Source organism: Pseudoclavibacter sp. VKM Ac-2888 (assembly GCF_015351285.1).
Lineage (GTDB): Bacteria > Actinomycetota > Actinomycetes > Actinomycetales > Microbacteriaceae > Pseudoclavibacter.
The window spans coordinates 366,963-391,286 of sequence record NZ_JADKSM010000002.1; the positions used below are offsets into that span (position 1 = coordinate 366,963).

19 protein-coding genes are annotated in these 24,324 nt (G+C 67.9%); 15 read left to right on the plus strand and 4 right to left on the minus strand.

The window, feature by feature from the left end; translation table 11 throughout:
- The first annotated feature begins 34 nt into the window (after positions 1-34).
- The 4 genes from leuS (at position 35) to holA (ending at position 7,293) form a co-directional block, all read left to right on the plus strand.
- Entirely contained in the window at positions 35-2,584 is a 2,550-nt protein-coding gene (gene leuS, locus ITJ61_RS17070) for a leucine--tRNA ligase (RefSeq protein ID WP_104298948.1), read from the plus strand.
- Between the two features lie 429 nt (positions 2,585-3,013).
- The gene (locus ITJ61_RS17075; protein WP_258064900.1) at positions 3,014-3,685 is read left to right on the plus strand and encodes a ComEA family DNA-binding protein; all 672 of its coding nucleotides are present in this window, start codon (positions 3,014-3,016) and stop codon (positions 3,683-3,685) included.
- A 26-nt stretch (positions 3,686-3,711) separates the two neighbouring features.
- A complete protein-coding gene (locus ITJ61_RS17080; protein ID WP_194686933.1) occupies positions 3,712-6,276 on the plus strand; it encodes a ComEC/Rec2 family competence protein in 2,565 nt (854 codons plus the stop codon).
- A 3-nt stretch (positions 6,277-6,279) separates the two neighbouring features.
- Positions 6,280-7,293 (plus strand): DNA polymerase III subunit delta, encoded by a 1,014-nt coding sequence (gene holA, locus ITJ61_RS17085; protein WP_104298950.1) that lies wholly within the window; start codon positions 6,280-6,282, stop codon positions 7,291-7,293.
- Positions 7,294-7,448: 155 nt separating this feature from the next.
- Here holA and ITJ61_RS17090 read toward each other — a convergent pair whose 3' ends face one another.
- The 3 genes from ITJ61_RS17090 to ITJ61_RS17100 all read right to left on the minus strand — a co-directional run bounded on the left by ITJ61_RS17090 (position 7,449) and on the right by ITJ61_RS17100 (position 10,038).
- On the minus strand, positions 7,449-8,039 hold the full coding sequence (locus tag ITJ61_RS17090; protein ID WP_194686934.1) for a DUF1697 domain-containing protein: 591 nt from the start codon (positions 8,037-8,039) through the stop codon (positions 7,449-7,451).
- Positions 8,040-8,049: 10 nt separating this feature from the next.
- On the minus strand, positions 8,050-8,310 hold the full coding sequence (rpsT, locus tag ITJ61_RS17095) for a 30S ribosomal protein S20 (protein ID WP_068493103.1): 261 nt from the start codon (positions 8,308-8,310) through the stop codon (positions 8,050-8,052).
- Positions 8,311-8,424: 114 nt separating this feature from the next.
- Positions 8,425-10,038 carry an ABC-F family ATP-binding cassette domain-containing protein gene (locus ITJ61_RS17100; RefSeq protein WP_104306361.1) on the minus strand — a complete coding sequence of 538 codons (1,614 nt, stop codon included), beginning with the start codon at positions 10,036-10,038 and terminating at the stop codon, positions 8,425-8,427.
- A gap of 109 nt (positions 10,039-10,147) precedes the next feature.
- On the opposite strand from ITJ61_RS17100, the gene lepA reads away from it, so the two are divergent.
- The 10 genes from lepA (at position 10,148) to ITJ61_RS17150 (ending at position 21,829) form a co-directional block, all read left to right on the plus strand.
- Positions 10,148-11,992: a translation elongation factor 4 gene (gene lepA / locus ITJ61_RS17105; RefSeq protein ID WP_104240861.1), complete on the plus strand. Its 1,845-nt coding sequence runs from the start codon at positions 10,148-10,150 to the stop codon at positions 11,990-11,992.
- Positions 11,993-12,047: 55 nt separating this feature from the next.
- The gene (gene dapA, locus ITJ61_RS17110; RefSeq protein WP_104240862.1) at positions 12,048-13,022 is read left to right on the plus strand and encodes a 4-hydroxy-tetrahydrodipicolinate synthase; all 975 of its coding nucleotides are present in this window, start codon (positions 12,048-12,050) and stop codon (positions 13,020-13,022) included.
- Positions 13,023-13,070: 48 nt separating this feature from the next.
- Positions 13,071-14,744 carry a ribonuclease J gene (locus ITJ61_RS17115; protein ID WP_104240863.1) on the plus strand — a complete coding sequence of 558 codons (1,674 nt, stop codon included), beginning with the start codon at positions 13,071-13,073 and terminating at the stop codon, positions 14,742-14,744.
- Between the two features lie 85 nt (positions 14,745-14,829).
- Positions 14,830-17,685, plus strand: coding sequence for a DNA translocase FtsK (locus ITJ61_RS17120; RefSeq protein WP_104306362.1), 2,856 nt, complete (start codon positions 14,830-14,832; stop codon positions 17,683-17,685).
- Positions 17,686-17,699: 14 nt separating this feature from the next.
- Positions 17,700-18,332, plus strand: coding sequence for a CDP-diacylglycerol--glycerol-3-phosphate 3-phosphatidyltransferase (gene pgsA / locus ITJ61_RS17125; RefSeq protein ID WP_104240865.1), 633 nt, complete (start codon positions 17,700-17,702; stop codon positions 18,330-18,332).
- Complete coding sequence (locus tag ITJ61_RS17130) at positions 18,329-18,868, plus strand: CinA family protein (RefSeq protein WP_104240866.1); 540 nt, start codon at positions 18,329-18,331, stop codon at positions 18,866-18,868. The genes pgsA and ITJ61_RS17130 overlap by 4 nt, the downstream gene beginning before the upstream one ends.
- Before the next feature lie 169 nt (positions 18,869-19,037).
- On the plus strand, positions 19,038-19,349 hold the full coding sequence (locus tag ITJ61_RS17135; protein WP_104240867.1) for a helix-turn-helix domain-containing protein: 312 nt from the start codon (positions 19,038-19,040) through the stop codon (positions 19,347-19,349).
- Positions 19,350-19,421: 72 nt separating this feature from the next.
- Positions 19,422-19,652 carry a DUF3046 domain-containing protein gene (locus ITJ61_RS17140; protein ID WP_104240868.1) on the plus strand — a complete coding sequence of 77 codons (231 nt, stop codon included), beginning with the start codon at positions 19,422-19,424 and terminating at the stop codon, positions 19,650-19,652.
- A gap of 258 nt (positions 19,653-19,910) precedes the next feature.
- Complete coding sequence (gene recA / locus ITJ61_RS17145; RefSeq protein WP_104240869.1) at positions 19,911-20,990, plus strand: recombinase RecA; 1,080 nt, start codon at positions 19,911-19,913, stop codon at positions 20,988-20,990.
- 206 nt (positions 20,991-21,196) lie between these two features.
- A complete protein-coding gene (locus ITJ61_RS17150) occupies positions 21,197-21,829 on the plus strand; it encodes a regulatory protein RecX (protein WP_181057868.1) in 633 nt (210 codons plus the stop codon).
- Here the strand turns inward: ITJ61_RS17150 and ITJ61_RS17155 are convergent.
- Positions 21,791-22,732, minus strand: coding sequence for a hypothetical protein (locus ITJ61_RS17155; RefSeq protein ID WP_146080541.1), 942 nt, complete (start codon positions 22,730-22,732; stop codon positions 21,791-21,793). The genes ITJ61_RS17150 and ITJ61_RS17155 overlap by 39 nt on opposite strands.
- Before the next feature lie 67 nt (positions 22,733-22,799).
- Here ITJ61_RS17155 and miaB point away from each other — a divergent pair, with 67 nt between their 5' ends.
- On the plus strand, positions 22,800-24,323 hold the full coding sequence (gene miaB, locus ITJ61_RS17160; RefSeq protein ID WP_194686935.1) for a tRNA (N6-isopentenyl adenosine(37)-C2)-methylthiotransferase MiaB: 1,524 nt from the start codon (positions 22,800-22,802) through the stop codon (positions 24,321-24,323).
- Position 24,324: the final 1 nt, after the last annotated feature.

Here is a 24,324-nt window from a genome sequence, read left to right on the forward strand (position 1 = left end):
CGTGCAGCAACCGGCAACGCGAAAGAAGAAATCTGTGACCGAAGCGACAGGCGCTGAGCCCCAGGAATACGACTTCAAGGCTCTCGAGGCGAAGTGGTCGGCTGAGTGGGACAAGCTGCAGCCCTTCGCGACGAACCTCCAGGGTGACGATCGCCCGCGCAAGTACGTCCTCGACATGTTCCCGTACCCGTCGGGCGACCTGCACATGGGTCACGCCGAGCAGTACGCACTCGGCGATGCGGTCGCTCGCTACTGGCGCCACCAGGGCTTCAACGTCCTGCACCCCATCGGCTGGGACTCCTTCGGGCTGCCGGCCGAGAACGCCGCCATCAAGAACGGTGGCGACCCCAAGGACTGGACGTACGAGAACATCGCGCAGCAGCGCGCGTCGATGAAGCGCTACGCGGCGTCCTTCGACTGGGACCGCGTCATCCACACCTCTGACCCCGAGTACTACCGCTGGAACCAGTGGCTGTTCCTGCAGATGTACGAGCGAGGTCTCGCGTACCGCAAGTACTCCGACGTGAACTGGTGCCCCAACGACCAGACGGTGCTCGCCAACGAGCAGGTCATCGACGGGCACTGCGAGCGCTGCGACGCGATCGTCGTGAAGAAGAAGCTCAACCAGTGGTACTTCAAGATCACCGACTATGCAGACCGGCTCATCGACGACCTCAACCAGCTCGAGGGGCACTGGCCGCAGAAGGTCATCACGATGCAGCGCAACTGGATCGGGCGCTCGCTCGGCGCTGACGTCGACTTCGTCGTCGAGGGGCGGGATGAGCCCGTCACCGTGTTCACGACGCGCCCCGACACGCTCTACGGCGCGACGTTCATGGTCGTGGCCCCCGATTCCGACCTCGCGTCCGAGCTCGCCGAAGGCGCAGACGACGAGGTTCGCGAGCGCTTCGCGAAGTACCTCGCCGACACCCGCGCGCTCGACTCCATCGACCGCCAGTCGAGCGACCGCCCCAAGACCGGCGTCGACCTCGGTCGCTTCGCCATCAACCCCCTGAGCGGCGAGCGCCTGCCCATCTGGGCCGCCGACTACGTGCTCGCCGACTACGGCACGGGCGCGATCATGGCGGTGCCCGCACACGACCAGCGCGACCTCGACTTCGCACGCGCGTTCGACCTGCCCGTCAAGGTGGTCGTCGACGTCACGCAGGCCGTCACGGGTGTCATCCCGATCATCCCCGAAGACGGGTCGATGCCGGAGTTCGAAGACCTCCACCCCGCCAAGACCGGGGAGGCGCTGTCCGGCGACGGACGCCTCACCAACTCGGGACCGCTGGACGGGCTCTCGAAGCGCTCGGGCATCCAGGCTGCCATCGAGCTCCTCGACGAGCGTGGCACGGGCCGGGCCGCGAAGAACTACCGACTCCGCGACTGGCTCATCTCCCGCCAGCGCTACTGGGGAACGCCCATCCCGATCCTCCACGGCGAGGACGGCAAGGAGGTTCCCGTGCCGCTGGACCAGCTGCCCGTGCGCCTCCCCGAGGCCGAAGGGCTCGACCTGCGCCCGAAGGGAGCCTCGCCCCTCGGCGGCGCGACCGACTGGGTGAACACGGTCGACCCGGAGACGGGCGAGCCGATGCTGCGCGACACCGACACGATGGACACGTTCGTCGACAGCTCCTGGTACTTCCTCCGCTTCCTCTCGCCGAACAACGAGCTCGCCGCGTTCGACGAGAAGACGGCCGCGAGCTGGGCGCCCGTCGACCAGTATGTGGGCGGCGTCGAGCACGCCATCCTGCACCTCCTCTACGCGCGCTTCATCACGAAGGTGCTCTACGACCTCGGGCACGTCGACTTCACGGAACCCTTCTCGGCACTGCTCAACCAGGGCATGGTCGTCATGGACGGCAAGAAGATGTCGAAGTCCAAGGGCAACGTCGTGAGCCTCTCGGCCGAGCTCGACCAGTACGGCGTCGACGCCGTGCGCCTGACGATGCTCTTCGCGAGCCCGCCGGAAGACGACGTCGACTGGGCGGATGTCTCCGTCGCAGGCTCCGGCAAGTTCCTGGCGCGCGCCTGGCGCATCTCCGGCGAGGTCACGAGCCCCGTCGGCGTCGACTTCGGCGAGGGCGACCGTGGTCTGCGCCGCGAGACGCACCGCTTCCTCGCCGACATCCCGCAGCTGGCCTCCGGCTTCAAGTTCAACGTCGTGATCGCGCGCCTCATGGAGCTCACCAACGCGACGCGCAAGGCCATCGACTCGGGTGCTGGCCCGGCTGACCCCGCCGTGCGCGAGGCCGCCGAGGCCATCGCGGTTGTGCTGGACATGTACGCGCCGCACGCGGCCGAGGACATGTGGGAGCGACTCGGCCACGAGGGCAGCATCTCGCACGTCAAGTGGCCGACCGCGGCTCGCTCGCTGCTCACGCAGGACCAGGTGACGGCGGTCGTCCAGATCAACGGCAAGGTGCGGCACCGCCTCGATGTGCCCCCGACGATCGACGAGGCGTCGCTCGAGCAGCTCGCCATCTCTTCGCCGAAGGTGCAGGCCGCCATCGACGGCCGCGAGATCGTCAAGATCATCGTGCGGGCCCCGAAGCTCGTGAACATCGCGGTCAAGGGCTAGCAGCAGCCAGTCGCCCAAAGCCTGGCGCCAGACGCGCCCCCGCTCAGCCGAGCGAGGGCGCGTCTGCGTCTGCGCGTTTACCGGTCTACCGCCTTCTCGCGGTGGCTTTCCTCGCAGGCGCTTTCCTCGAGGTGGCTTTGCTCGAGGTGGCTTTGCTCGAGGTGGCTTCGCTCGAGGTGGCTTCTTTCCTCTGATCGGCTTCTTCTCCCGTTTCGGGATGGCTTTCGCACTTCGGGATGGGTTGCAACCCATCCCGAAGTGCGAAAGCCATCCCGAGACTTGCGATCGACGGCTTCCGCAGCGTGGTCGGTTGAAGGGCGTCGGGCGCTCGCGGCCCACTCTGCAGTCACCTGCCCTGTGCGAGAGTCGCCCTCCACAGGAGGGGACTTCGCGGGCCAGCGGATGCGCGCGCCGTCGTAGCGTCCGAGGGTGTCCGAATCCGAGCTGGCCGACCTCTTCGAGCGTCCGCCCCGACCGCGTCTGCGGATCGGGGTCGGCGCTGCGGTCGTGCTTGTCCTCGTCGTGCTCGCCGGGGCGATCACGCTCGCGGCTCTGCGTCCCACACCGAGTCTCGGTGCCCTCGGGGAGGTGTCGCCGACCGAGAGCCTCCAGCTGAGCGCAACGGAACCGCCTGCCGGCGTACCGAGCTCCGAGGGGTCGACGCTGCTGGTCCACGTCGTCGGGGCCGTCACGAGTCCCGGGGTCTACGAGGTGCCGTCGACGGCCAGGGTGGTCGACGGGATCGCCGCGGCGGGTGGTCTTGCCGACGACGCCGACCCGTCGCTCCTCAACATGGCTCGAACGCTCGTCGACGGCGAGCAGCTGCGGGTTCCGCGGATCGGCGAGGCTCCCTCCGAGCCCGTCGGAGGGGAAGCGGCGCCGGCCGGTGCCGGGGGTGCGGCCGGCGGTGGCCTCGTGAACCTGAACACGGCGTCTGCGGTCGAGCTCGAAGAGCTGCCGAGGATCGGACCGGCCATGTCGTCGCGCATCATCGACCACCGTGAGCAGAACGGCGGATTCGGTGCTGTGGAGGAGCTCAAGGAGGTCGCCGGCATCGGGGACGCCACCTACGAGGGGCTCGTCGACCTGGTGACCGTGTGACGACTCGGAAAGATCGTGCCGTTCAGGTGGGGAATCTGGGAGCGCTGGCCGAGCGGCTCGATGGTCGAGACGCGCGTCTCGTGCCGGCGGCGGCCGGCGCCTGGGTCATGGCCTGGATCTGCGTCACGCATCCCTCCCTCGCCTGGGTGTGCGGCATCGGTCTGGCACTGCTCGCGATCGTGCTCCTGGCCGCGGCGCGTCTGCGGCCAGCGCTCGCGACGTTCGCCGTTGTCGCGGCCGTCATGGCGCTGCTCGCGGTGAGCGCAGGCGCTCAGCATCCCGTGAGGTCTCCCGAGGCGCTTCGCGCGGGCGCCGTGGAGGGGCTTCGGGTGCAGGCGACGGGCACCCTCACGACCCTCGTCGGGGAGGGTGCCGTCGCTGCTCCTGGCGACGACCGTGGGCGCTGGTCCGGCGCGCAGTTGCAGGAGCCGTCCCACTTCGAGGTGCGCCTCGATTCGTTCGAGGTCGATGGGAGAAGCGGAGGCAGTGGCGCCTCGCTGCTCGCGTTCGGCCAGCTGAGCGTGCCGACGTCGGCGGGGGAGCGGCTCCCAGCCATCGGCTCACGGGTCGAGCTCGAGGGGGTCCTCGGGCCCGCGGAGGCGGGCGACAGCGTCGCCGCTCTGGTCTTCCTCGATGCTCCGGCGCACGTCGTCGCCGCGCCTGGCGGGCTGCTCGAGGTCACCGCAGCAGCGCGAGACCGGTTCGTCGACGCGGCGCGAGCCCTCCCCGGTCTCGGCGCGCAGCTGCTCCCGGGGCTGTCCGTCGGCGACACGCGCCTGGTCGGGGCCGAGTTGGACGAGCGGATGAAGACGGCCGCGCTCACGCACCTCACGGCCGTCTCGGGGTCGAACTGCGCGGTCGTGGTCGCCGCGACCCTGGTCCTCGCTCGCCTCTGCGGGTTGCGGCGAGGAGTGCGTCTCGCGCTCGCAGCAGCGGTTCTCGCCGTGTTCGTGGCGCTCGTCACCCCGGAGGGCAGCGTCATCCGGGCGAGCATCATGGCCATGGTCGTCCTGGTGCTCGAAGCCACTCCGCGTCGGTCGACAGGTCTTGCGCTCGTCGCCCTCGCCACGGTGGTCGTGCTCGTCGCCGACCCCTGGCGGAGCCGAGACTACGGCTTCGCGCTCTCGGTGCTCGCGACGGTCGGGCTGCTGACGCTCGCGAACCCGATCGGCGATCGCCTCGCACGCGTCATGCCACGGCCCGTCGCGCTCATGCTCGCCGTGCCCGCCTCGGCGCAGCTCGCGTGTCAACCGGTGCTGCTGCTCCTGACCCCGGAACTGCCGCTCTACGGCATTCTCGCGAACGTGCTGGCCGCCCCAGCAGCGCCCGTGGCGACGCTCGCCGGGCTGGTCGGCTGCCTGCTCTTGTGGGCCGCTCCCTGGCTCGGCCAGGCGCTTCTGTGGGTCGCCTGGCTGCCCGCGCAGTGGATCGGACTCGTGGCGATGGCGGTCAGTGACTGGCCCGGGGCGCTGCTGCCGTGGCCTGGCGGACTCCCGGGGGCGCTGCTCTGTCTCGCCGTCGTCGTCGCGCTCATCGTCCTGCTCCACTGCTGGAGAGCGTGGCTGGCGCTCCTGCTCTGCGTCGCCCTGGTGGCGTATGTCGGCACGGTCATCGGGCAGGCGGTCCACCTCAGCAGAAGCATCCCAAGTGCATGGCGCTATGCGGCGTGCGACATCGGGCAGGGGGATGCGCTGCTCGTCACCACGTGGAGCGGCTCGGCGCTCATCGACACCGGTGCGGAGCCCGACGCGCTGCTGGCCTGCCTCGAGACGCTCGGCGTCGACGAGCTGCGTCTGCTCGTGCTCACGCACTTTGACCTGGACCACACCGGGGCGGCGACGGCGTTGCTCGAGTCCGGCGTCGGCGTCGGGTCGCTTGTCGTCCCCGATACTGCCGAGGCGCGAGCGGAGCCGCTCGTCGACGAGCTGCGGGTGGCCGGCGCCCAGGTGCACTACGCCGCCAGTGGCGACTCCTGGACGCTCGGCGACCTCGCATGGAGCGTCCTGTGGCCGAAGCGCGGGAGCGGCGGGGAACCGGCGAGTGGCGGTGGCAACGAGGGGAGTCTCGTGACGCTGCTCGAACCGACGACGTCCTGCGTGACGGTCTGCCTGTCGCTCGCCGCCCTCGCCGACCTGGGAGAGGAGGCGCAGCGCGGCTTGCTGCGCGAGCACCCGCACCCGCGGGCCGACATCGTCAAGATGGCGCACCACGGCTCGCGCGACCAGAGCGCGCAGCTCTACGAAGAGCTCTCCTCGTCGATCGGACTCGTCTCGGTGGGAGCAGACAACGGCTACGGCCACCCGACGGACGCGGCCCTCGGGATGCTCACCGCGGCAGGCACGCGGCCGCTGCGCACCGACGAGCTCGGCACCATCGTCATCGGCGAGGGAGGTCACGGAGGTTCGGACCCTCCCGCGGTAGCGGGAGTCGCCACGGCCCCGCGAGCCCGCAGGCGACCTGTGTCGTCGCGCGCACTCAGGGCGCGGTCAGGGGGATCCTCGCCGCCCACAACCGACGCGTCGAATCCTCCTAGCCCGGTTCGACAGATCGGGGTCTCGGTCGCACGGCCAGATGCGCGTCGTTACCATTGAGCTATGGCACAGGCGAAGCGGGCGAGCACCCCCAAGAGGGCGATTCCCGTCCTCACCCACCGGGAGGTGCGGCCTGCTGGCATCGTGCTGGTGAGCGGCCCGGAGGACTACTTCGCCGAGACCGCGATCACACGGCTCCGCGATGTGCTCCGCGCAGAGTCACCTGACCTCGAGATCACGGAGATCGAAGCCTCCGGCTACGCAGGCGGGCACCTCACGACCCTCGTCAGCCCATCGCTGTTCTTCGAACCGCGCCTGGTCATCATCCGAGGCGTGCAGCAGTGCACGGACGCACTCATCGCCGACGTGGTCGCCTACACGAAGATGCCCGTCGAAGGCGCGACGCTCGTGCTCCGGCACGGCGGGGGAGTGCGCGGGAAGAAGCTCCTGGATGCCGTGCGGGGCGCGAAGGATGTCGCCGTCGAGATCGACTGCCAGAAGCCCAAGCCGAGCGAGCTCGTGGACGTCGTCGTCGCCGAGGTGCGCAACGCTGGCCGACGCATCGAGCCGCAGGCTGCCTCGCTGCTTGTTGCCGCATTCAACACCGACCTCGCTGAGCTCATCGGCGCTGCTCGCCAGCTGCTGACCGTCACGAGTGACACCATCACCGACGAGCACGTCGACAAGTACTTCGGCGGCCGCGTCGAGACGACCGGGTTCAAGATCGCGGACGCCGCACTCGCTGGGCGAGTCCGCGACGCGCTGGCGCTGGTGCGCCACGGCTTCTCGACCGGACTGCACCCGGTGCCCATCGTCTCGGCCGTCGCCTCGAAGCTGCGCATCATGGCGAAGGTGCAGGGACTCAGCGGCTCGGACGCGCAGATCGCCAGCCGCGCAGGCGCGTCGCCGTGGCAGGTCGGCCAGGCTCGCCGCGAGCTCCGCGATTGGGACGACGCATCCCTCGGACGCGCGATCACGCTGGTCGCTGAGACCGACCACGCCGTCAAGGGGGCGGGGAGAGACCCGCAGTTCGCCGTCGAGCGGATGCTGCGCTGCATCGCCCTGCGCGACGTCTGACCGCAGCCGCGCACCCGGGCCAACTTCCGTGATGGAACGGCGCCAGCGGGTCACCATCGTCGCTTGGAGCGCTTCTGATCACGCAAGTTGGTCAGGTGGTCTGGTGGTGGCCGGGATGCTCCGTCGCCTGAAGGCGGGCCGCCGATGCACTGACGCTAGAGCTTGGCCGCGACCCGCAGCACCGTGCCCCAGGTGCGCACCGTGGCCGGCCCGCTCGACGTGTCCGAGCTCTTCGGGCGGCCGAGGCGCTGCAGCACCGGGCTCTCGATCTGCCCGTTCGGGCAGGACACGTACAGCTCGCGTCCGCGCGCGACCCACCGATCATCCTTGAGGTCGACGCCCTCGAGCAGCGCCTCGACACGTTCCAGCGGCGGCTCGGCGCAGAACACGACGACGAAGCGGCTCGGGTGGGGATCGAACTGGCGGAACGGATCGTGTTCGACGACCGCCCGCCATTCGTCGGCGTCGCGGACGAGCGTGGGCACGTCGAGGTCGAAGGCGGCCGCGATCTCGGTGCGGAGCCGCGTCTCGAGCTCGGTGTTCGTGACCGCTGCCGGAGCGTCGAGCAGCACGTTGCCGGTCTGCAGGACCGTCGCGATGCTGGTGTGCCCGGCGGCCTCGAGGGCATGCCTGAGCTCGGCCATCGGCAGCTTTCGATGCTGGCCGAGGTTGATGCTCTGCAGGAGCGCGATACGACGAATCGACCCCCGCACCTCGGAAGAGGATGCGGGGGTCGATGTCGGCATGACAGGAGGCTTAGAGCGCTGCGACCGTCTTGGCGATGGCCGACTTGCGGTTCGCTGCCTGGTTCTTGTGGATGACGCCCTTGGAGACGGCCTTGTCGAGCTTCTTGGCAGCGAAGGTGAGCGCGAGCTCAGCCTGCTCCTTGTTGCCCTCGGAGACAGCCGAGCGAACGCGACGGATAGCCGTGCGGAGTTCGCTCTTGTAGGCGCGGTTGCGCTCGGTCGCCTTGCGGTTGGTGCCGATGCGCTTGATCTGCGACTTGATATTTGCCACGTTGCTTCTTTCTTACAGGAAGGTGTACTGGAACGGTGCCGCACGGAAGAGGGCCGTGCCGCCAATCCGCGCCGAGTGGGCGACGCGTAAGCCAAACAGAAACTCTACCAGGCTTCAGGCGACGTCGGTACCTGAATCGGCGATGGTGATCTCGAGCTCGGCTGGAGCATCCGTTTTCGTGCCGAACACGACGGTCCCCGTGGCGACCTTGTCGATGAAGAACCGGTCGTGGCTGACGACGATGACGGCGCCGGGGAAGTGCACGAGCGCGCGCTCCATGACCTGCGTGCTCGGCAGGTCGAGGTGGTTCGTCGGCTCGTCGAGCACCAGCACGGATGCGCCCGACAGCAGGCACTGCGCCATCGCGACTCGCGCCCGCTGGCCACCCGAGAGGGTGCCGATGCGGGACTTCAGCTCGGCCTCGCTGAAGCGGAACATGCTGAGGAACCGGGCGACGGACTTCTTCGTCGCCCGCAGCGCGATGCTGTCCGGCATGGCGTTCACCGAGTGCGACACCGTGTCGGACTCGTCGAGCTCCGCGAGCACCTGGTTGTACGAGACGACCTTCACGCCGTTCGGCCAGTCGACCCGGCCGACGTCGCCGGACTCCTCGCCCGTGAGGACGCGCAGGAGCGTCGACTTGCCGCTGCCGTTGGGCCCGATGACGGCGATGCGGTCGCCGCGGTGCACCTCGAAGGTCACGTCGTCGAAGAGGGTCCGGTCGCCGTAGCTCTTGCCGAGGCCCGAGACGCGGGCGAGCACATCCTTGACGTGCAGCGAGCCGTAGATCTCGGTCACGATCTCGTCGACGGGCCGCGGCGCTCGCTTCTTCTTGATGCTCGAGAGGCGCTTGCCGAGTCCCTTGCCGCCAGCCTTCGCTGCTTCGCGGCGGTCGGAGATGCCCTCCGCCTCGAAGGCGAGCAGCTCGGCCTCGTGGACGAACTGCGCCTGCAGGGTCTTGAGCCGGAACTGCTTCTGGATGACGTACTCGCCGAAGTCGCCCGGGTATTCGTGCAGGTGCAGGTTCTCGACCTCGAGGATGCGCGTGACCACCGCGTCCAGGAACGTGCGGTCGTGCGACACGATGATCGCGGCGCCGCGGAACGAGCGGAACCAGGTCTCGAGCCACTCGACGCCTGCGACGTCGAGGAAGTTGGTGGGCTCGTCGAGGAGCAGCACGTCGGGCTGCTCGAGCAGGAGCTTGGCGAGCGCCGCGCGGTTGCGCCAGCCGCCGGAGAGCTTCTCGATGGGGCTCGTGCGGTGTGCCTCGTTGAAGCCGAGCTTCGTGAGGGCGGTGTCGATGTGGCGCTTGTAGTCCCAGCCGTCCGCGCGGTCCATCTCCTCGAAGAGCTCGGATTGGCGCAGGATGAGGCGGTCGAGCGTATCGGCGTCTGGCTCGGCGGCGATGGCGGCGTCGATCTCGGCGAGCTCCGCCTCCATGTCGTGCACGTGCGAGAAGAGCGTCTCCAGCGTCTCGAGGATCGTCGACGAGCCGTCCAGCTCGGAGAACTGCGAGAAGTAGCCGATGCGCACGCCGTCATCGATCGAGACGGTGCCCGTGTCGGGCGAGACCTGCTCGAGGATGAGTTTCAGCAGCGTCGACTTCCCTGAGCCGTTCTGCCCGATGAGCCCGACTCGATCCCCCCGGTCGAGGGTGAGGAAGATCTCCTTGAGCACGGGGGAGGGGCCGAAGCCGACCTCGACGTCGTTGAGGCGGATGAGACTCATGCGGTGGTGCCTTCCTGGGCCGTTCTCTGGCGGTGCGCACGCTGGCTGCGCGCTGAAGCGCCGGGCGATGAGCGCTGGGTGCGCGGCTCATGGGAGAATAGGCGACACCATGTCACCACGCGCCTCCACTCCGCTCGAGCCGGCTCAGACCGACCCCGCCCGGATCCGCAATTTCTGCATCATCGCCCACATCGACCACGGCAAGTCCACCCTGGCCGACAGGATGCTGCAGCTCACGGGCTCCGTCGACGACCGCGCCATGCGTGCACAGTACCTCGACCGCATGGACATCGAGCGGGAGCGCGGCATCACGATCAAGAGCCAGGCGGTCCGCATGCCGTGGGCCGTCGAGGGCGACACGTTCGCGCTCAATATGATCGACACGCCCGGCCACGTCGACTTCTCCTACGAGGTCTCCCGCTCGCTCGCGGCCTGCGAAGGAGCCATCCTGCTGGTGGATGCGGCGCAGGGCATCGAGGCCCAGACGCTCGCGAACCTGTACCTGGCGATGGAGAACGACCTCGAGATCATCCCGGTCCTGAACAAGATCGACCTGCCTGCTGCCGACCCCGATCGCTTCGCCGCGGAGATCGCGAACCTCATCGGCGGCGACCCCGACGACGTGCTGCGCGTGAGTGGCAAGACCGGCATGGGAGTCGAGGAGCTGCTCGACCGTGTCGTCGAGCGCATCCCAGCGCCGGTCGGTGTGGCGGATGCCCCCGCTCGCGCGATGATCTTCGACTCGGTCTACGACGCCTACCGCGGCGTCGTCACGTATGTCCGCGTCGTCGACGGCGAGCTCAAGGCGCGCGACAAGATCAAGATGATGTCGACCGGTTCCACGCACGAGATGCTCGAGATCGGCGTCTCGTCGCCAGAGCCCACCGTTGCCAAGGGCCTCGGCGTCGGCGAGGTCGGCTACCTCATCACGGGCGTGAAGGACGTGCGTCTCTCGAAGGTGGGCGACACCGTGACGGGCAGCACGCGTCCATCCGACGACCCGCTTCCCGGCTACACGGAGCCGAAGCCGATGGTCTTCTCCGGCCTGTACCCGATCGACGCGGGCGACTACCCCGAGCTTCGCGAGGCGCTGGACAAGCTCAAGCTCTCGGATGCGGCGCTCAACTACGAGCCCGAGACATCGGTGGCGCTCGGCTTCGGGTTCCGCGTCGGATTCCTCGGCCTCCTCCACCTGGAGATCGTCACCGAGCGCCTCATGCGCGAGTTCGATCTCGACCTCATCACGACCGCGCCCTCGGTCGTCTACGAGGTCAAGACGGAGGACAAGCAGCTCCACACCGTCACGAACCCCAGCGAGTACCCCGAGGGCAAGATCCTCGAGGTTCGCGAGCCGATGATGCGCGCTGCGATCCTCGCTCCGAAGGACTACGTGGGCAAGATCATGGAGCTGTGCGAGGGCAAGCGCGGAGCGCTCATCAGCATGGACTACCTCAGCGAGGAGCGCGTCGAGCTGCGCTACTCGATGCCGCTCGGCGAGATCGTTTTCGACTTCTTCGACCAGCTCAAGAGCCGGACGCAGGGGTACGCGTCCCTCGACTACGAGCCGATGGGGGACCAGGTCGCCGACCTCGTGAAGGTCGACATCCTGCTGCAGGGCGAGCGCGTGGACGCGTTCAGTGCCGTCATCCACAAGGACAAGGCGTACGCCTACGGGCTGCTGATGACCGAGCGCCTCCGGAAGCTCATCCCGCGCCAGCAGTTCGAGGTGCCCATCCAGGCCGCCATCGGCGCCCGAATCATCGCCCGCGAGACGATCCGCGCCATCCGCAAGGACGTGCTCGCGAAGTGCTACGGCGGCGACATCTCCCGCAAGCGCAAGCTCCTGGAGAAGCAGAAGGCCGGCAAGAAGCGCATGAAGATGGTCGGACGCGTGGAAGTGCCGCAGGAAGCCTTCATCGCGGCGCTCAGCGGCGATGTAGAGAAGAAGAAATAGCAAGCTCGACACCAAGACCCAGTCTTTACCTAGTGGAAGTAGCCTGAGAGACGTGATGGAACAGGACAACCCTTTCGGCCAGGTGCTCGTTGCACTCGTGACTCCGATGACGCACGACGGCGAAGTCGATTGGGCGGGAGTCGAGAAGCACATCGACGACGTCATCTCGGCCGGCGCTGACGGCATCGTCGTCACCGGCACGACCGGTGAGACGTCGACGCTCACGGACGCCGAGAAGCTCAAGCTCGTCGTCGTGGGCAAAGAGGTCTCGGCCGGGCGCGCGAAGATCATCACGGGTGGACCGTCGAACGAGACGGCACACGCCATCCAGCTCGCGAAGCAGTCGGCGGATGCCGGCGCCGACGGCGTCATGGCCGTCACGCCGTACTACAACAAGCCGACGCAGGCTGGGGTGCTCACGCACTTCCGCATGATCGCGGACGCGACCGACCTGCCGCTCATCCTCTACGACATCCCGGGCCGCACGGGCATCCCGATCACCTACGAGACGATCCTGCGCCTCGCCAAGCACCCGAACATCATCGCGGTGAAGGACGCGAAGGGCGACCTCGCGCAGGTGTCCCGCGTGCTCAACCAGACCGAGCTGCTCTACTTCTCGGGAGACGACGCCAACACGCTCCCGCTGCTCTCGATCGGCGCGACGGGCCTCATCGGCGTGACCGCCAACATCGCGTCGCAGCCGTACCGCATGATGGTCGACGCCGTCAACGCGGGCGACCTGCGCACCGCGACGGACGCGCACCAGCGCCTCGAGCCGCTCGTGCGAGCCACCATGACCCACGTTCCGGGAACCGTGGCGACCAAGTACATCCTGCACGGCCTCGGCCGAATCCAGTCCCCCCGCGTCCGGTTGCCGCTCGTCGGCCCGGAGGAGTGGGAAGCCGCCCTCATCGAGGACGAGCTCGACCTGGTTCGCGACGTCGAAGGCGCGAGCTTCACGAACTTCCGGCCTGACCGCAACGCGGCCGCGGGTGGTGCGCTCCCGCGCATCCCAGGCACAACCCGCTGATTCGACCCTCACCTCACCAGCGGCAACGCTGACTTCCTGAAGGCTCATATGACAAAGACCGAACACCTTCCCAAGCTCGCACCAGGCTCGATGCGGATCATCCCGCTCGGCGGACTGGGCGAGGTCGGCCGCAACATGGCGACGTTCGAGATCGACGGCAAGATCCTCATCGTCGACTGCGGCGTGCTCTTCCCAGAAGAGACGCAGCCCGGCGTCGACCTGATCCTGCCCGACTTCGACTCGATCCGCGCTCGTCTGGACGACGTCGTGGGCATCGTGCTGACGCACGGACACGAGGACCACATCGGAGCGGTGCCGTACATCCTCCGCCTCAAGCCGGACATCCCGCTGATCGGCTCCACGCTGACGCTCGCCCTCGTCGAGGCGAAGCTCAAGGAGCACCGCATCAAGCCGTACACGCTCACGGTCGCCGAAGGGCAGATCGAGGAGATGGGGCCCTTCACGCTCGAGTTCGTGGCCGTCAACCACTCCATCCCGGATGCGCTCGCCGTGCACATCACGACGGACGCCGGCACGGTGCTCCACACGGGCGACTTCAAGATGGACCAGCTGCCGCTCGACGGTCGCCTCACGGACCTCCGCGCCTTCGCTCGCCTCGGCGAGGAGGGCATCGACCTCTTCATGGCCGACTCCACCAACGCCGAGGTCCCGGGCTTCACGCCGACCGAGCGCAACATCGGCCCGGTCATCGAGGACGTCATCTCGCGGACCAAGGGCAAGGTCGTCGTCGCGAGCTTCTCGAGCCACGTGCACCGCGTGCAGCAGGTCATCGACGCCGCCGCGGCCAACGGTCGTCGCGTCGCGCTCATGGGCCGCTCCATGGTGCGCAACATGGGCATCGCGTCCGAGCTCGGCTACCTCAACGTGCCGCAGGGCGTGCTCATCGACCACAAGAAGGCGCTCAATCTGCCCGACGACCAGATCGTCTTCATGTCGACGGGGTCGCAGGGCGAGCCCATGGCCGTCCTCAGCCGCATCGCGTCCAAGACGCACGCCATCGAGGTGGGGGAGGACGACACCGTCATCCTCGCCTCGAGCCTCATCCCGGGCAACGAGAACTCGGTGTTCCGCGTCATCAACGCACTCATCAAGCTCGGCGCGAACGTGGTGCACAAGGCGAACGCGAACGTGCACGTGTCTGGTCACGCCGCGGCAGGCGAGCTGCTCTACTGCTACAACATCCTGCAGCCGCGTCAGGTCATGCCCGTGCACGGCGAGATCCGACACCTCGTCGCCAACGCCGAGATCGCGAAGAAGTCCGGCATCGCGGACGAGAACGTGCTGGTCGTCGAGAACGGCGCCGTCATCGATATGCGGGACGGCATCGCGCGCCAGGTCGCGCAGCTCGACATCGGCTTCATCTACGTCGACGGATCCACGGTCGGCACCATCACCGACGCGGATCTCAAGGACCGCCGCATCCTTGCTGAAGAGGGGTTCATCTCCATCTTCACCGTCGTCGAGGCGGCCACCGGCAACATCCTCGTCGGCCCGGAGATCCACGCGCGCGGGTTCGCGCCGGACGAGGCCGTCTTCGACGACATCATCCCGGGCATCCAGAAGGCGCTCAAGGAAGCCGTCGAGGCGGGCAACTCGAACTCCTACCAGCTCTCGCAGGTCGTGCGACGCACGATCGGCCGCTGGGTCAACACGAAGCACCGCCGTCACCCGATGATCATCCCGGTGGTCATCGAGGCCTGACCTCAGGCCCCGGGAGTCGCCGATCTCGGCGGCTCTCGGGGCGTCATCCTCGATCCTGTCGGTGGCCGCAGGTACCTTGGGCACCATGGCCACAACTCCGTCCAACACCAAGCGAACCCCCGCGCCCAAGAAGCGGGCGAGCGCGGCAGCCGCGAAGGCGCCGGCGGAGACCGAGAAGCCGGGCATCGCGACCCGCGCCTGGATGGCCGCCGCGAACGTCGCCGGCCAGACCGCTCGGGCGCTCGGGCCCGAGACGCTCGAGAAGGACCAGCGGCGCGACGGATTCCCGTTCCTGCTCCTCCTGCTCGCGGTCATCGGCGGCGTGGTCGTCTGGTTCTTCCCCGGGAACGGCGTCGCCACGGCCCTGAACGACTACACCTTCGGCGGGTTCTTCGGCCGCGTCTCCTATGCGCTGCCCGTCGTGCTCGCGTTCTTCGCGCTCTGGCTCTTCCGGCATCCCTCCTCCGTGAGCGACAACGGGCGCATCGGCGTCGGCCTCTTCCTCGGGATCGTCTCGAGCTCCGCGATCTGCCACGTGCTCGCGGACAGCCCCGACCCCGTCAACGGCATGCCAGCGCTCGCCCTGGGCGGCGGAGTCCTCGGCTGGCTCCTCGGCGGCACTCTCGGTGTTGTCATCACTCCCATCGGTGCGGCCATCGTCGCGGGTCTCCTCATCCTGCTCTCCGTCTTCATCATCACGAAGACCCCGCCGCACAAGGTCGTCGTCAGGCTCCGCGAGCTGTGGGCCTGGATGTTCGGCATCGACGAGGAGTCCGCAGCCCACGCCCGCTCGGCGAAGGCCGGCAAGGCGGCGTCCGGCGACGACGAGAGCCTGCTCGGCGGAGAAGACCGCGGACGCTCGTCGGAGTCGGACCGCCTCCCGTGGTGGCGACGCAACGACTCTGGCCGCGAAGAGGACGTCGACTACGAGGAGCAGCCGTACGACACCGCCGTCGCCGACACCAAGAAGCACGAGCACCACCGCATCGACCCGGAGGCGACGACGACCGTCCTGCGCGGTCTCACCTCCGAGGACCCGGACAACGCGGTGACCGGACCGCAGCCGACCGCGGTCCTCTCCGGAGTGCGGATGGACGACGCCACCGATGTCATCGACGTCGCCGAGCCCACGCTCTTCTCGGCCACAGGGATCCAGGACGACTCGACGCCGACCGATCCGGACGAGTTCGCCGATCTCTTCGGGCCACCCGCAGCCGCGGCGCCGGCCACACCGGCGCCGACAGCGGCGACGGCAGAGCCTTCGGCCTCGGCGGAAGACGGAGCCGAGCAGTGGGATTCCCGCGACGCGGGCGCCCCGGGCCAGGCATACAGCCTCCCGGTGCAGTCGATGCTCTCGCGCGGTGCGCCGGCACTCGCGCGCACCGAAGCCAATGACCTCATCGTCGAGGCGCTCAACTCGACGTTCGCGCAGTTCAAGGTCGACGCGAAGGTCACGGGCTTCTCGCGCGGCCCGACCGTCACGCGCTACGAGGTCGAGGTGGCCCCCGGCGTCAAGGTCGAGCGCGTCACTCAGCTCTCCAACAACATCGCCTACGCGGTGAAGAGCAATCAGGTCCGCATCCTCTCGCCGATTCCCGGAAAGAGCGCCATCGGCGTGGAGATCCCGAACTCCGACCGCGAGGTAGTCTCGCTCGGAGACGTCCTGCAGTCCCCGGAGTCGATCGCAGCGCGCCACCCCATGACGATCGGCGTCGGCAAGGACGTCGAGGGTGGCTTCGTGCTCGCGAACCTCGCCAAGATGCCGCACCTCCTCGTGGCGGGTGCCACGGGGGCCGGAAAGTCGAGCTTCGTCAACTCCATGATCGTGTCGCTGCTCATGCGCGCGACCCCTGCCGAGGTGCGAATGGTCCTCGTCGACCCGAAGCGCGTCGAGCTCACGCCGTACAGCGGCGTCCCGCACCTCATCACCCCCATCATCACGAACCCCAAGAAGGCGGCGGAAGCGCTGCAGTGGGTCGTGAAGGAGATGGAGATGCGCTATGACGACCTCGAGAGCTTCGGCTACCGCCACGTCGACGACTTCAACGCGGCCATCCGCTCGGGCGGCATCGTCCTCCCTGAGGGTTCGAAGCGGAAGCTCAAGCCGTACCCCTACCTGCTTGTCGTGGTCGACGAGCTCGCCGAGCTGATGATGGTTGCCCCGCGCGACGTCGAGGACTCGATCGTCCGCATCACCCAGCTCGCGCGTGCCGCCGGAATCCACCTCGTACTCGCGACGCAGCGCCCCAGCGTCGATGTCGTCACCGGTCTCATCAAGGCCAACGTGCCGAGCCGCCTCGCGTTCGCGGTGACCAGCTCCACCGACTCGCGCGTCATCCTCGACCAGGTCGGCGCCGAGTCGCTCATCGGCCAGGGCGACGCCCTCTTCCTCCCATCGGGAGCAAACAAGGCCGCCCGTGTGCAGGGTGCCTGGGTCAACGACAAAGAGATCATGGAGATCGTGGCGCACGTCAAGCGCCAGGCGCAGCCCGAGTATCGAGCCGACGTCGCGCAGGTCGTGGAGAAGAAGGAGATCGATGCCGACATCGGCGACGATCTCGAGCTCCTGCTCGCGGCAGCCGAACTCGTCGTGAACTCGCAGTTCGGCTCGACCTCGATGCTGCAGCGCAAGCTGCGCGTCGGATTCGCGAAGGCCGGCAGGCTCATGGACCTCATGGAATCGCGAGAGATCGTCGGTCCTTCCGAGGGCTCCAAGGCGCGAGACGTCCTCGTCACCGCCGAGGAACTCCCCGGCGTGCTCGCGCGCATCCGCGGCCAGGACCCGGCGGCAGGTGCTCCGGCATCCAATGCGGCGTCGATGGCCGAGCAGGATGGCATGGCCGCGTCGTTCGACGCCGTCGCGGCCCAATACGATGGGCTGGAAGAAGTCGAAGCCGAAAGCGGCGACGACGACGCCTGGAGTCTGACAGGGCGCGACTAGCGAGAGGCACAACGATGACCGGCCGAATACTCCGCGGGGGCGATGGACCGGTGAGCAACTGGTGCGTGCCGAACCTCATCACCATCGCGCGCATCCTGCTCGTGCCGGTCTTCGTCTGGTTCCTCCTCCTCGACGAATCGAGCGACGGCCCTTGGCGCTGGGCGGCCGCGGTGCTCTTCATCGTCGCGATCGCCACCGACAGCCTCGACGGGCACATCGCGCGCAGCAGGAACCTCATCACGGACCTCGGCAAGCTGCTCGACCCCATCGCAGACAAGGCGCTCACCGGCACGGCACTCGTCATGCTGTCGGTACTCGGAGAGCTGCCGTGGTGGGTGACGATCATCATCCTCGTCCGCGAGCTCGGCATCACCTTCTGGCGTCTCGCCGTCGCCAAGAAGCGCGTGCTCCCGGCCGGACGCGGCGGGAAGCTCAAGACCCTGGTCCAGGCCATCGCCATCTCGCTCGCCCTGCTCCCGCTCTGGGTCGTGTTCGGGGATTGGGTGCACTGGGTCAACGGGATCCTCATGTCCGCGGCGTTCATCCTCACGGTGTGGTCTGGTCTCGATTACCTGTGGGAGGCCTACCGGCCACAGAAGAAGAAGGCGCCCGAACTGCGGGCCGATGATGGGAGCACCCTGCGATGACCGGCGGAATCACACCAGCACTCCCACAGACGGTCGAGTTGGGGCGTGTCCTCCTCGAGGCCGGCCTCAGCATCGGCGTCGCGGAGTCCCTGACCGGCGGGGCGCTCGTCGCCGAACTCGTGAAGATCCCTGGGATCTCGGCGTCGCTGGCGGGCGGAATCGTCGCCTATCGCACAGAGCTCAAGCACTCGCTGCTCGGAGTCGACGAGGACCTGCTCGCGGAGCGGGGCCCGGTCGATCCTGACGTCGCTGCGGCGATGGCGCTCGGCGCTCGGACAGCGCTCGCAGCGGGTCGCGCCGATCGCCTCGACATCGGGCTGTCGACGACGGGGGTCGCCGGTCCGCAGGCGCAGGCCGGGCGAGCGCCCGGCATCGTCTTCGTGGGCATCTCCTCGCTCTTCGGCGATCGGGTGATCGACCTGGACTTCTCCTCGCTCGTTCGACTCGACGACCCCGAGGGCAGTCGGCAGCGCGTGCGTGGGGCGACGGTCGAGGCGGCTGTTCACAACGTGCTCGAAATGCTCGTGGAACACTGACGAGGTATCGTGGTCGGAGCCACACGAAGGTTGAGTCGGATCGCCTCAACATTCGGCTTTCTTTCAGGAATACCATCGGGGTTTGCTTGGTTGTTCTCAGCGTGACGAAGTCTCCACGAAGTCTCGTAAGTTACAGTTCTTGGCACACGGCAGTAAGGAGGACCCCGCTATGGTCCTAGCGCGTCAAGAGATCGGTGAAGTCCTGCGCGATGTGCGCCTGCGCAAGGGGCACACGCTCCGGCAGGTCGCGGGTCGCGCCTCGGTTGCACTCGGGTACCTGAGTGAGGTCGAGCGCGGGCAGAAGGAAGCCTCGAGCGAGATCCTCGCTTCGGTGGCCGAAGCCCTCGAGACCCCCCTCTCAACCATCTACCGCGAAGTGGGCGACCGTCTGGCCGTTCATGAGCGCTTTGAGACGAGCATCCCGGACACGGTTCCGGACGACCTCCTGCTCGGCATGCGCAAGCCGCTCGTCACTCGTTAGCGGGACGGCTTCGAAGGTACGTCCAACGGCGTCGCAGCATCTGCTGCGGCGCCGTCGGCGTACGCTTGAGGGATGCGCAAGAGCGAGTTCGACAGGGCCGTGGTCGATGAGTTCGGCGAGGCCTACGGGCGCTCGCTGATGAGAGACCTCGTGTTGGGGGCCCTTGGCGATCGCACCGCGAAGCAGGCCCTCGACGATGGCGTCGAGCCGCGTGCGATCTGGCTCGCGCTCTGCATCGACACCGGTGTTCCCGAGGGTAGGCGCCACGGAGTCGGCACGATAGATCCCGACCGTCGAGGCTGATCTCCGGCCCGCGCGACTCCGTGTCGGATCCGACACGCCTGCGGAATGTTCGAAGTCGTGTTCTAAGCGCGTAGGGTGTTCCTGTCGGACTCCTCGGAGACTTGTCCACAGTTGCAGGGTCTCGATCACCGAATGTCGGTGGTCGCCTCTACCGTGAAACTCGAGTAGCCAAGGAACCCGATCCGCCTTGTCGTCAGCGCTCTCCATCAGCGCGCGACAGCCGAGAGGCGACCGCCACATCCCGAGAGGATCACCACCATGCCAAACCCAGCAGACCGCGAAAAGGCGCTTGACGCCGCACTCGCTCAGATCGACCGCCAGTTCGGCAAGGGGTCGGTCATGCGCCTCGGAAGCGACGAGCGCGCACCCGTTGAGACCATCCCGACCGGCTCCGTCGCGCTCGACGTCGCCCTCGGCATCGGCGGACTCCCTCGCGGACGTATCGTCGAGATCTACGGTCCCGAGTCCTCGGGTAAGACGACCCTCACGCTGCACGCCATCGCGAACGCCCAGCGAGCGGGCGGTATCGCGGCGTTCATCGACGCCGAGCACGCCCTCGACCCCGAGTACGCGAAGAAGCTCGGTGTCGACATCGACGCCCTCCTCGTCGCTCAGCCAGACACCGGAGAGCAGGCGCTCGAGATCACCGACATGCTGATCCGCTCGGGCTCGGTCGACCTGGTCGTCATCGACTCCGTCGCAGCACTCGTGCCGAAGGCCGAGATCGAGGGCGAGATGGGCGACAGCCACGTCGGCCTGCAGGCACGCCTCATGTCCCAGGCGCTCCGCAAGCTGACGGGTGGTCTCAGCCAGACCAAGACCACAGCCATCTTCATCAACCAGCTGCGCGAGAAGATCGGTGTCTTCTTCGGCAGCCCCGAGACGACCGCCGGTGGCAAGGCGCTGAAGTTCTACGCCTCCGTCCGCCTCGATATCCGTCGTATCGAGACCCTCAAGGACGGCACGGAAGCCGTCGGAAACCGCACGCGAGTCAAGGTCGTCAAGAACAAGATGGCGCCGCCCTTCAAGCAGGCGGAGTTCGACATCCTCTACGGCGTCGGAATCTCTCGCGAGGGCTCGCTCATCGACTTCGGTGTCGAGCACGGCCTGGTGCGCAAGTCCGGCGCTTGGTACACCTACGAGGGTGACCAGCTCGGCCAGGGCAAGGAGAACGCCCGCAACTTCCTCATCCAGCACCCCGAGATCGCTGAGGAGATCGAACGCAAGATCCTGGCGAAGCTCGGCGTCGGGCAGTCTGCCGAGGCTCCTGCCGAGGCAGTCGAGGCACCACTGGCGCCCGTCGCCGACGCGAAGGTCGCTCAGCGGCGCGGCGCATGACCGACGACCTCGCTCCGGTGACGCCCCTCTTCGGGGCGTCACCGGAGGGGCGCAAACCCGCCCCCGCTGCCGCTGAAGCTCCGGCTGAAACACGCCCCTCGGCGCCTGAGGCCCCGGCGTCGGGCGTTCACACCGCAGCGGAGAGCGCTCCAAGACTCGTTTCCATCCCTGGCGGGCAAGGCGATACACAGGCTTTCACGGCCGTCGTGCCCGCTGGGATGGACTCGGAAGCTCGAGAGCGGCTCACCGCGGAGGCGCAGGAGACGCTCGTGCGGGCCCTTGCTCGCAGCGACCGGTCCACGGAGGAGGCGCGACGCCTCCTCCGGGCTTGGCGTGGTGAAGATCCCAAGGGTGCGCATGCTCCGGAGGACGGCACCGAGGAAGCCGCCGAGTTCGAAGAGTCCCTTCGCCTCGACGACGACGAGATCGAACAGGTCATCGAACGGTGCACGGAACTCGGCTACCTCGACGACCTGCGGCTCGCCGAGCTGCTTGTTCACAAGGCGCGAGACAAGAAGCACTCCGGCATCCAGGGAGTCGAGCGCGCGCTCCGAGAGCGCTTCATCTCGGCCGAGGCCATGACGGAGGCCCTCGCCGAAGTCGACCGTGACGACGAGCTCGAACGGGCTCGCGACCTCGCCGCCGACCGGCTTCGACGTGTCAAGGGCCTGGAGCCCGACGTCGCGATCCGGCGCATCGCCGGTTTCCTGTCACGACGCGGCTATTCCGCTGGTGTTGCCTTCAACGCGGCACGCGAAGTCGTGCAGGGCGGACCGAGGTCAGGCAGGTCTTCGAGCGGTTCAGCCGGCGTGTTCTTCGGCGCCACGCCCGTCGAGTAGCGCCAGCGCCACTCGCTGGCCCTCGGCGTCGCGCGTCACCTCGAGGCGGACAAGCGCCTCCTCGAGGGCTCGGCGAGCGGCAGCCGGGGCACCGGCACGGTCATGGGCCTCCGCGAGCACGAATCCGACTCGGCCAGCGGCGCGCAGATCACGTTCCGCTTCGAGCGCAGAGATCGCCGCCATAGCCTGAGCCGTCGCCCCTGCCGGGTCTCCGTCACGCAACGAGGCGCGCGCTCGCCGCACCAGAACGATCGCCGCCTCCTGCTCATGCTCGGCAACCGGCGCAAGATGCACTGCAGCGATCTGCAGGCCAGCATCGAACCCGGCGAAAACCGCGGCACCCGACGGGAACGAGACGGACGACAGGGCCAGGAGCACCTCACTTCGACCAGCGAACGCCACAGCAACCGCCGCTTCCGAGCTCGCGGCTGCGGCGGGGGCCACAACCTCGTCGACCCAGCGATCCCACGCGAAATCACTCTGCCGGTACTGGTCGCGCAGCCCCGCGTCGCACACGATCAGCAGACCGTGACGGGGCTCGACCACCGGTACCTCGCCCTGCAGCTCGCCAGGCAGCGAATGCCAGTACGCCTCCTCGCGGGGCGCATCGCGCCAGCGCTCGGGCTCGTCGTTCGTCGAGACCGTGAGTGCTTCCACTCGCGAGGCCCCAGACGCATCCGACACCACCGTCGTCGTCGCAGCCAGCGGGCCGCCGCTCGTCCGGAGGACCAGGCCATCGACACCGTTCTCACCGCCAGCGGGACCTACGTACAGAGCCCCGCTCGGGGCCGAGATCGCAGCGACCCGCGCACCATGAGCCTCCACTGGGCCGGCATCGGTCTGCAGCAGACCTCGCTGAAGAGCAAGAGAAGTCGCCGGCGTGACGCCGTCATCTGAGGTCATGGCTCGCATCCCGTCAGCGTAGCGGTGGGAATGGCCAGGCGTGAAGCGAACGTAGAATTGACGGATCATGAGCGAGACAGCCACACCCATCGCATCATCCCCGGCAGCACTCAAGCCGGACGGTACTCCGCGGAGCTACGAGGTGCGCACTCTGGGCTGCCAGATGAACGTGCACGACTCCGAGCGCATGTCCGGATCCCTTCGTGCGGCAGGCTACGTCGAAGCCGACGGAGCCGACCCGGACATCGTCGTCATCAACACCTGTGCGGTTCGAGAGAACGCCGACAACCGGCTCTACGGCAACCTCGGCCAGCTCGCCGCGATCAAGCGCGAGCACGAGGGCATGCAGATCGCCGTCGGCGGATGCCTCGCGCAGAAGGACCGCGGGACGATCCTCGAGAAGGCCCCATGGGTCGACGTCGTGTTCGGCACGCACAACATGGGTGCGCTCCCGAGTCTCCTCGAGCGAGCCCGGCACAACGAGGAAGCACAGCTCGAGATCCTCGAGTCCCTCGACGTGTTCCCCTCCACACTTCCGACGAAGCGTGACTCGACCTACTCGGGGTGGGTCTCGATCTCCGTCGGCTGCAACAACACCTGCACGTTCTGCATCGTCCCATCTCTGCGGGGCAAGGAGAAGGACCGCAGGCCAGGCGATGTCCTGAACGAGATCCAGGCGCTCGTCGACGATGGCGCCATCGAAGTCACCCTCCTCGGGCAGAACGTCAACTCGTACGGAGTCGAGTTCGGCGACCGGCAGGCGTTCAGCAAGCTCCTGCGTGCCGCTGGCAGCATCGATGGGCTCGAGCGGGTGCGCTTCACCAGCCCGCACCCGGCGGCCTTCACGCAGGACGTCATCGACGCCATGGCCGAGACACCCAACGTGATGCCCCAGCTGCACATGCCGCTGCAATCGGGCTCCGACCGCATCTTGAAGGCCATGAGGCGCTCCTATCGGAGCGCCAAGTTCCTCGGCATCCTCGACAGCGTCCGCGAGCAGATGCCTCACGCCGCGATAACGACGGACATCATCGTCGGCTTCCCCGGCGAGACCGAGGAAGACTTCGCAGAGACGATGCGTGTCGTCGAGGCGTCCAGATTCGCGAGCGCTTTCACCTTCCAGTACTCCATCCGGCCAGGAACACCGGCCGCGACGATGCCCGATCAGGTGCCGAAGGCAGTCGTGCAGGAGCGCTACGAGCGACTCATGAAGCTGCAGGATCGCATCAGCCGGGAAGAGAACGAGAAGCTGATCGGCAGCGTCCAGCGCATCCTGGTCAGCGCAGCAGAAGGCAAGAAGGACGACGAGACACACCGCATGTCGGGACGCTCGGAGGACAACCGGCTTGTGCACTTCTCGCTCCCAGACGGCGCAGAACGTCCACGACCCGGTGATGTCGTCACCGGTGAGATCACGGGAGCGGCGTCGTTCCACCTCGTCGCAGATGCCACATCGAGCCGCCTCGACGTCCGTCGCACGAGAGCGGGGGACGCCTGGGACCGCTCGCTTGCCGAGAGCTGCGCAGTCCCCGCGCCGGCCGGGGCACCTGCTCGCGTCTCGCTCGGACTCCCGACGATCCGGCGCGGCTGAG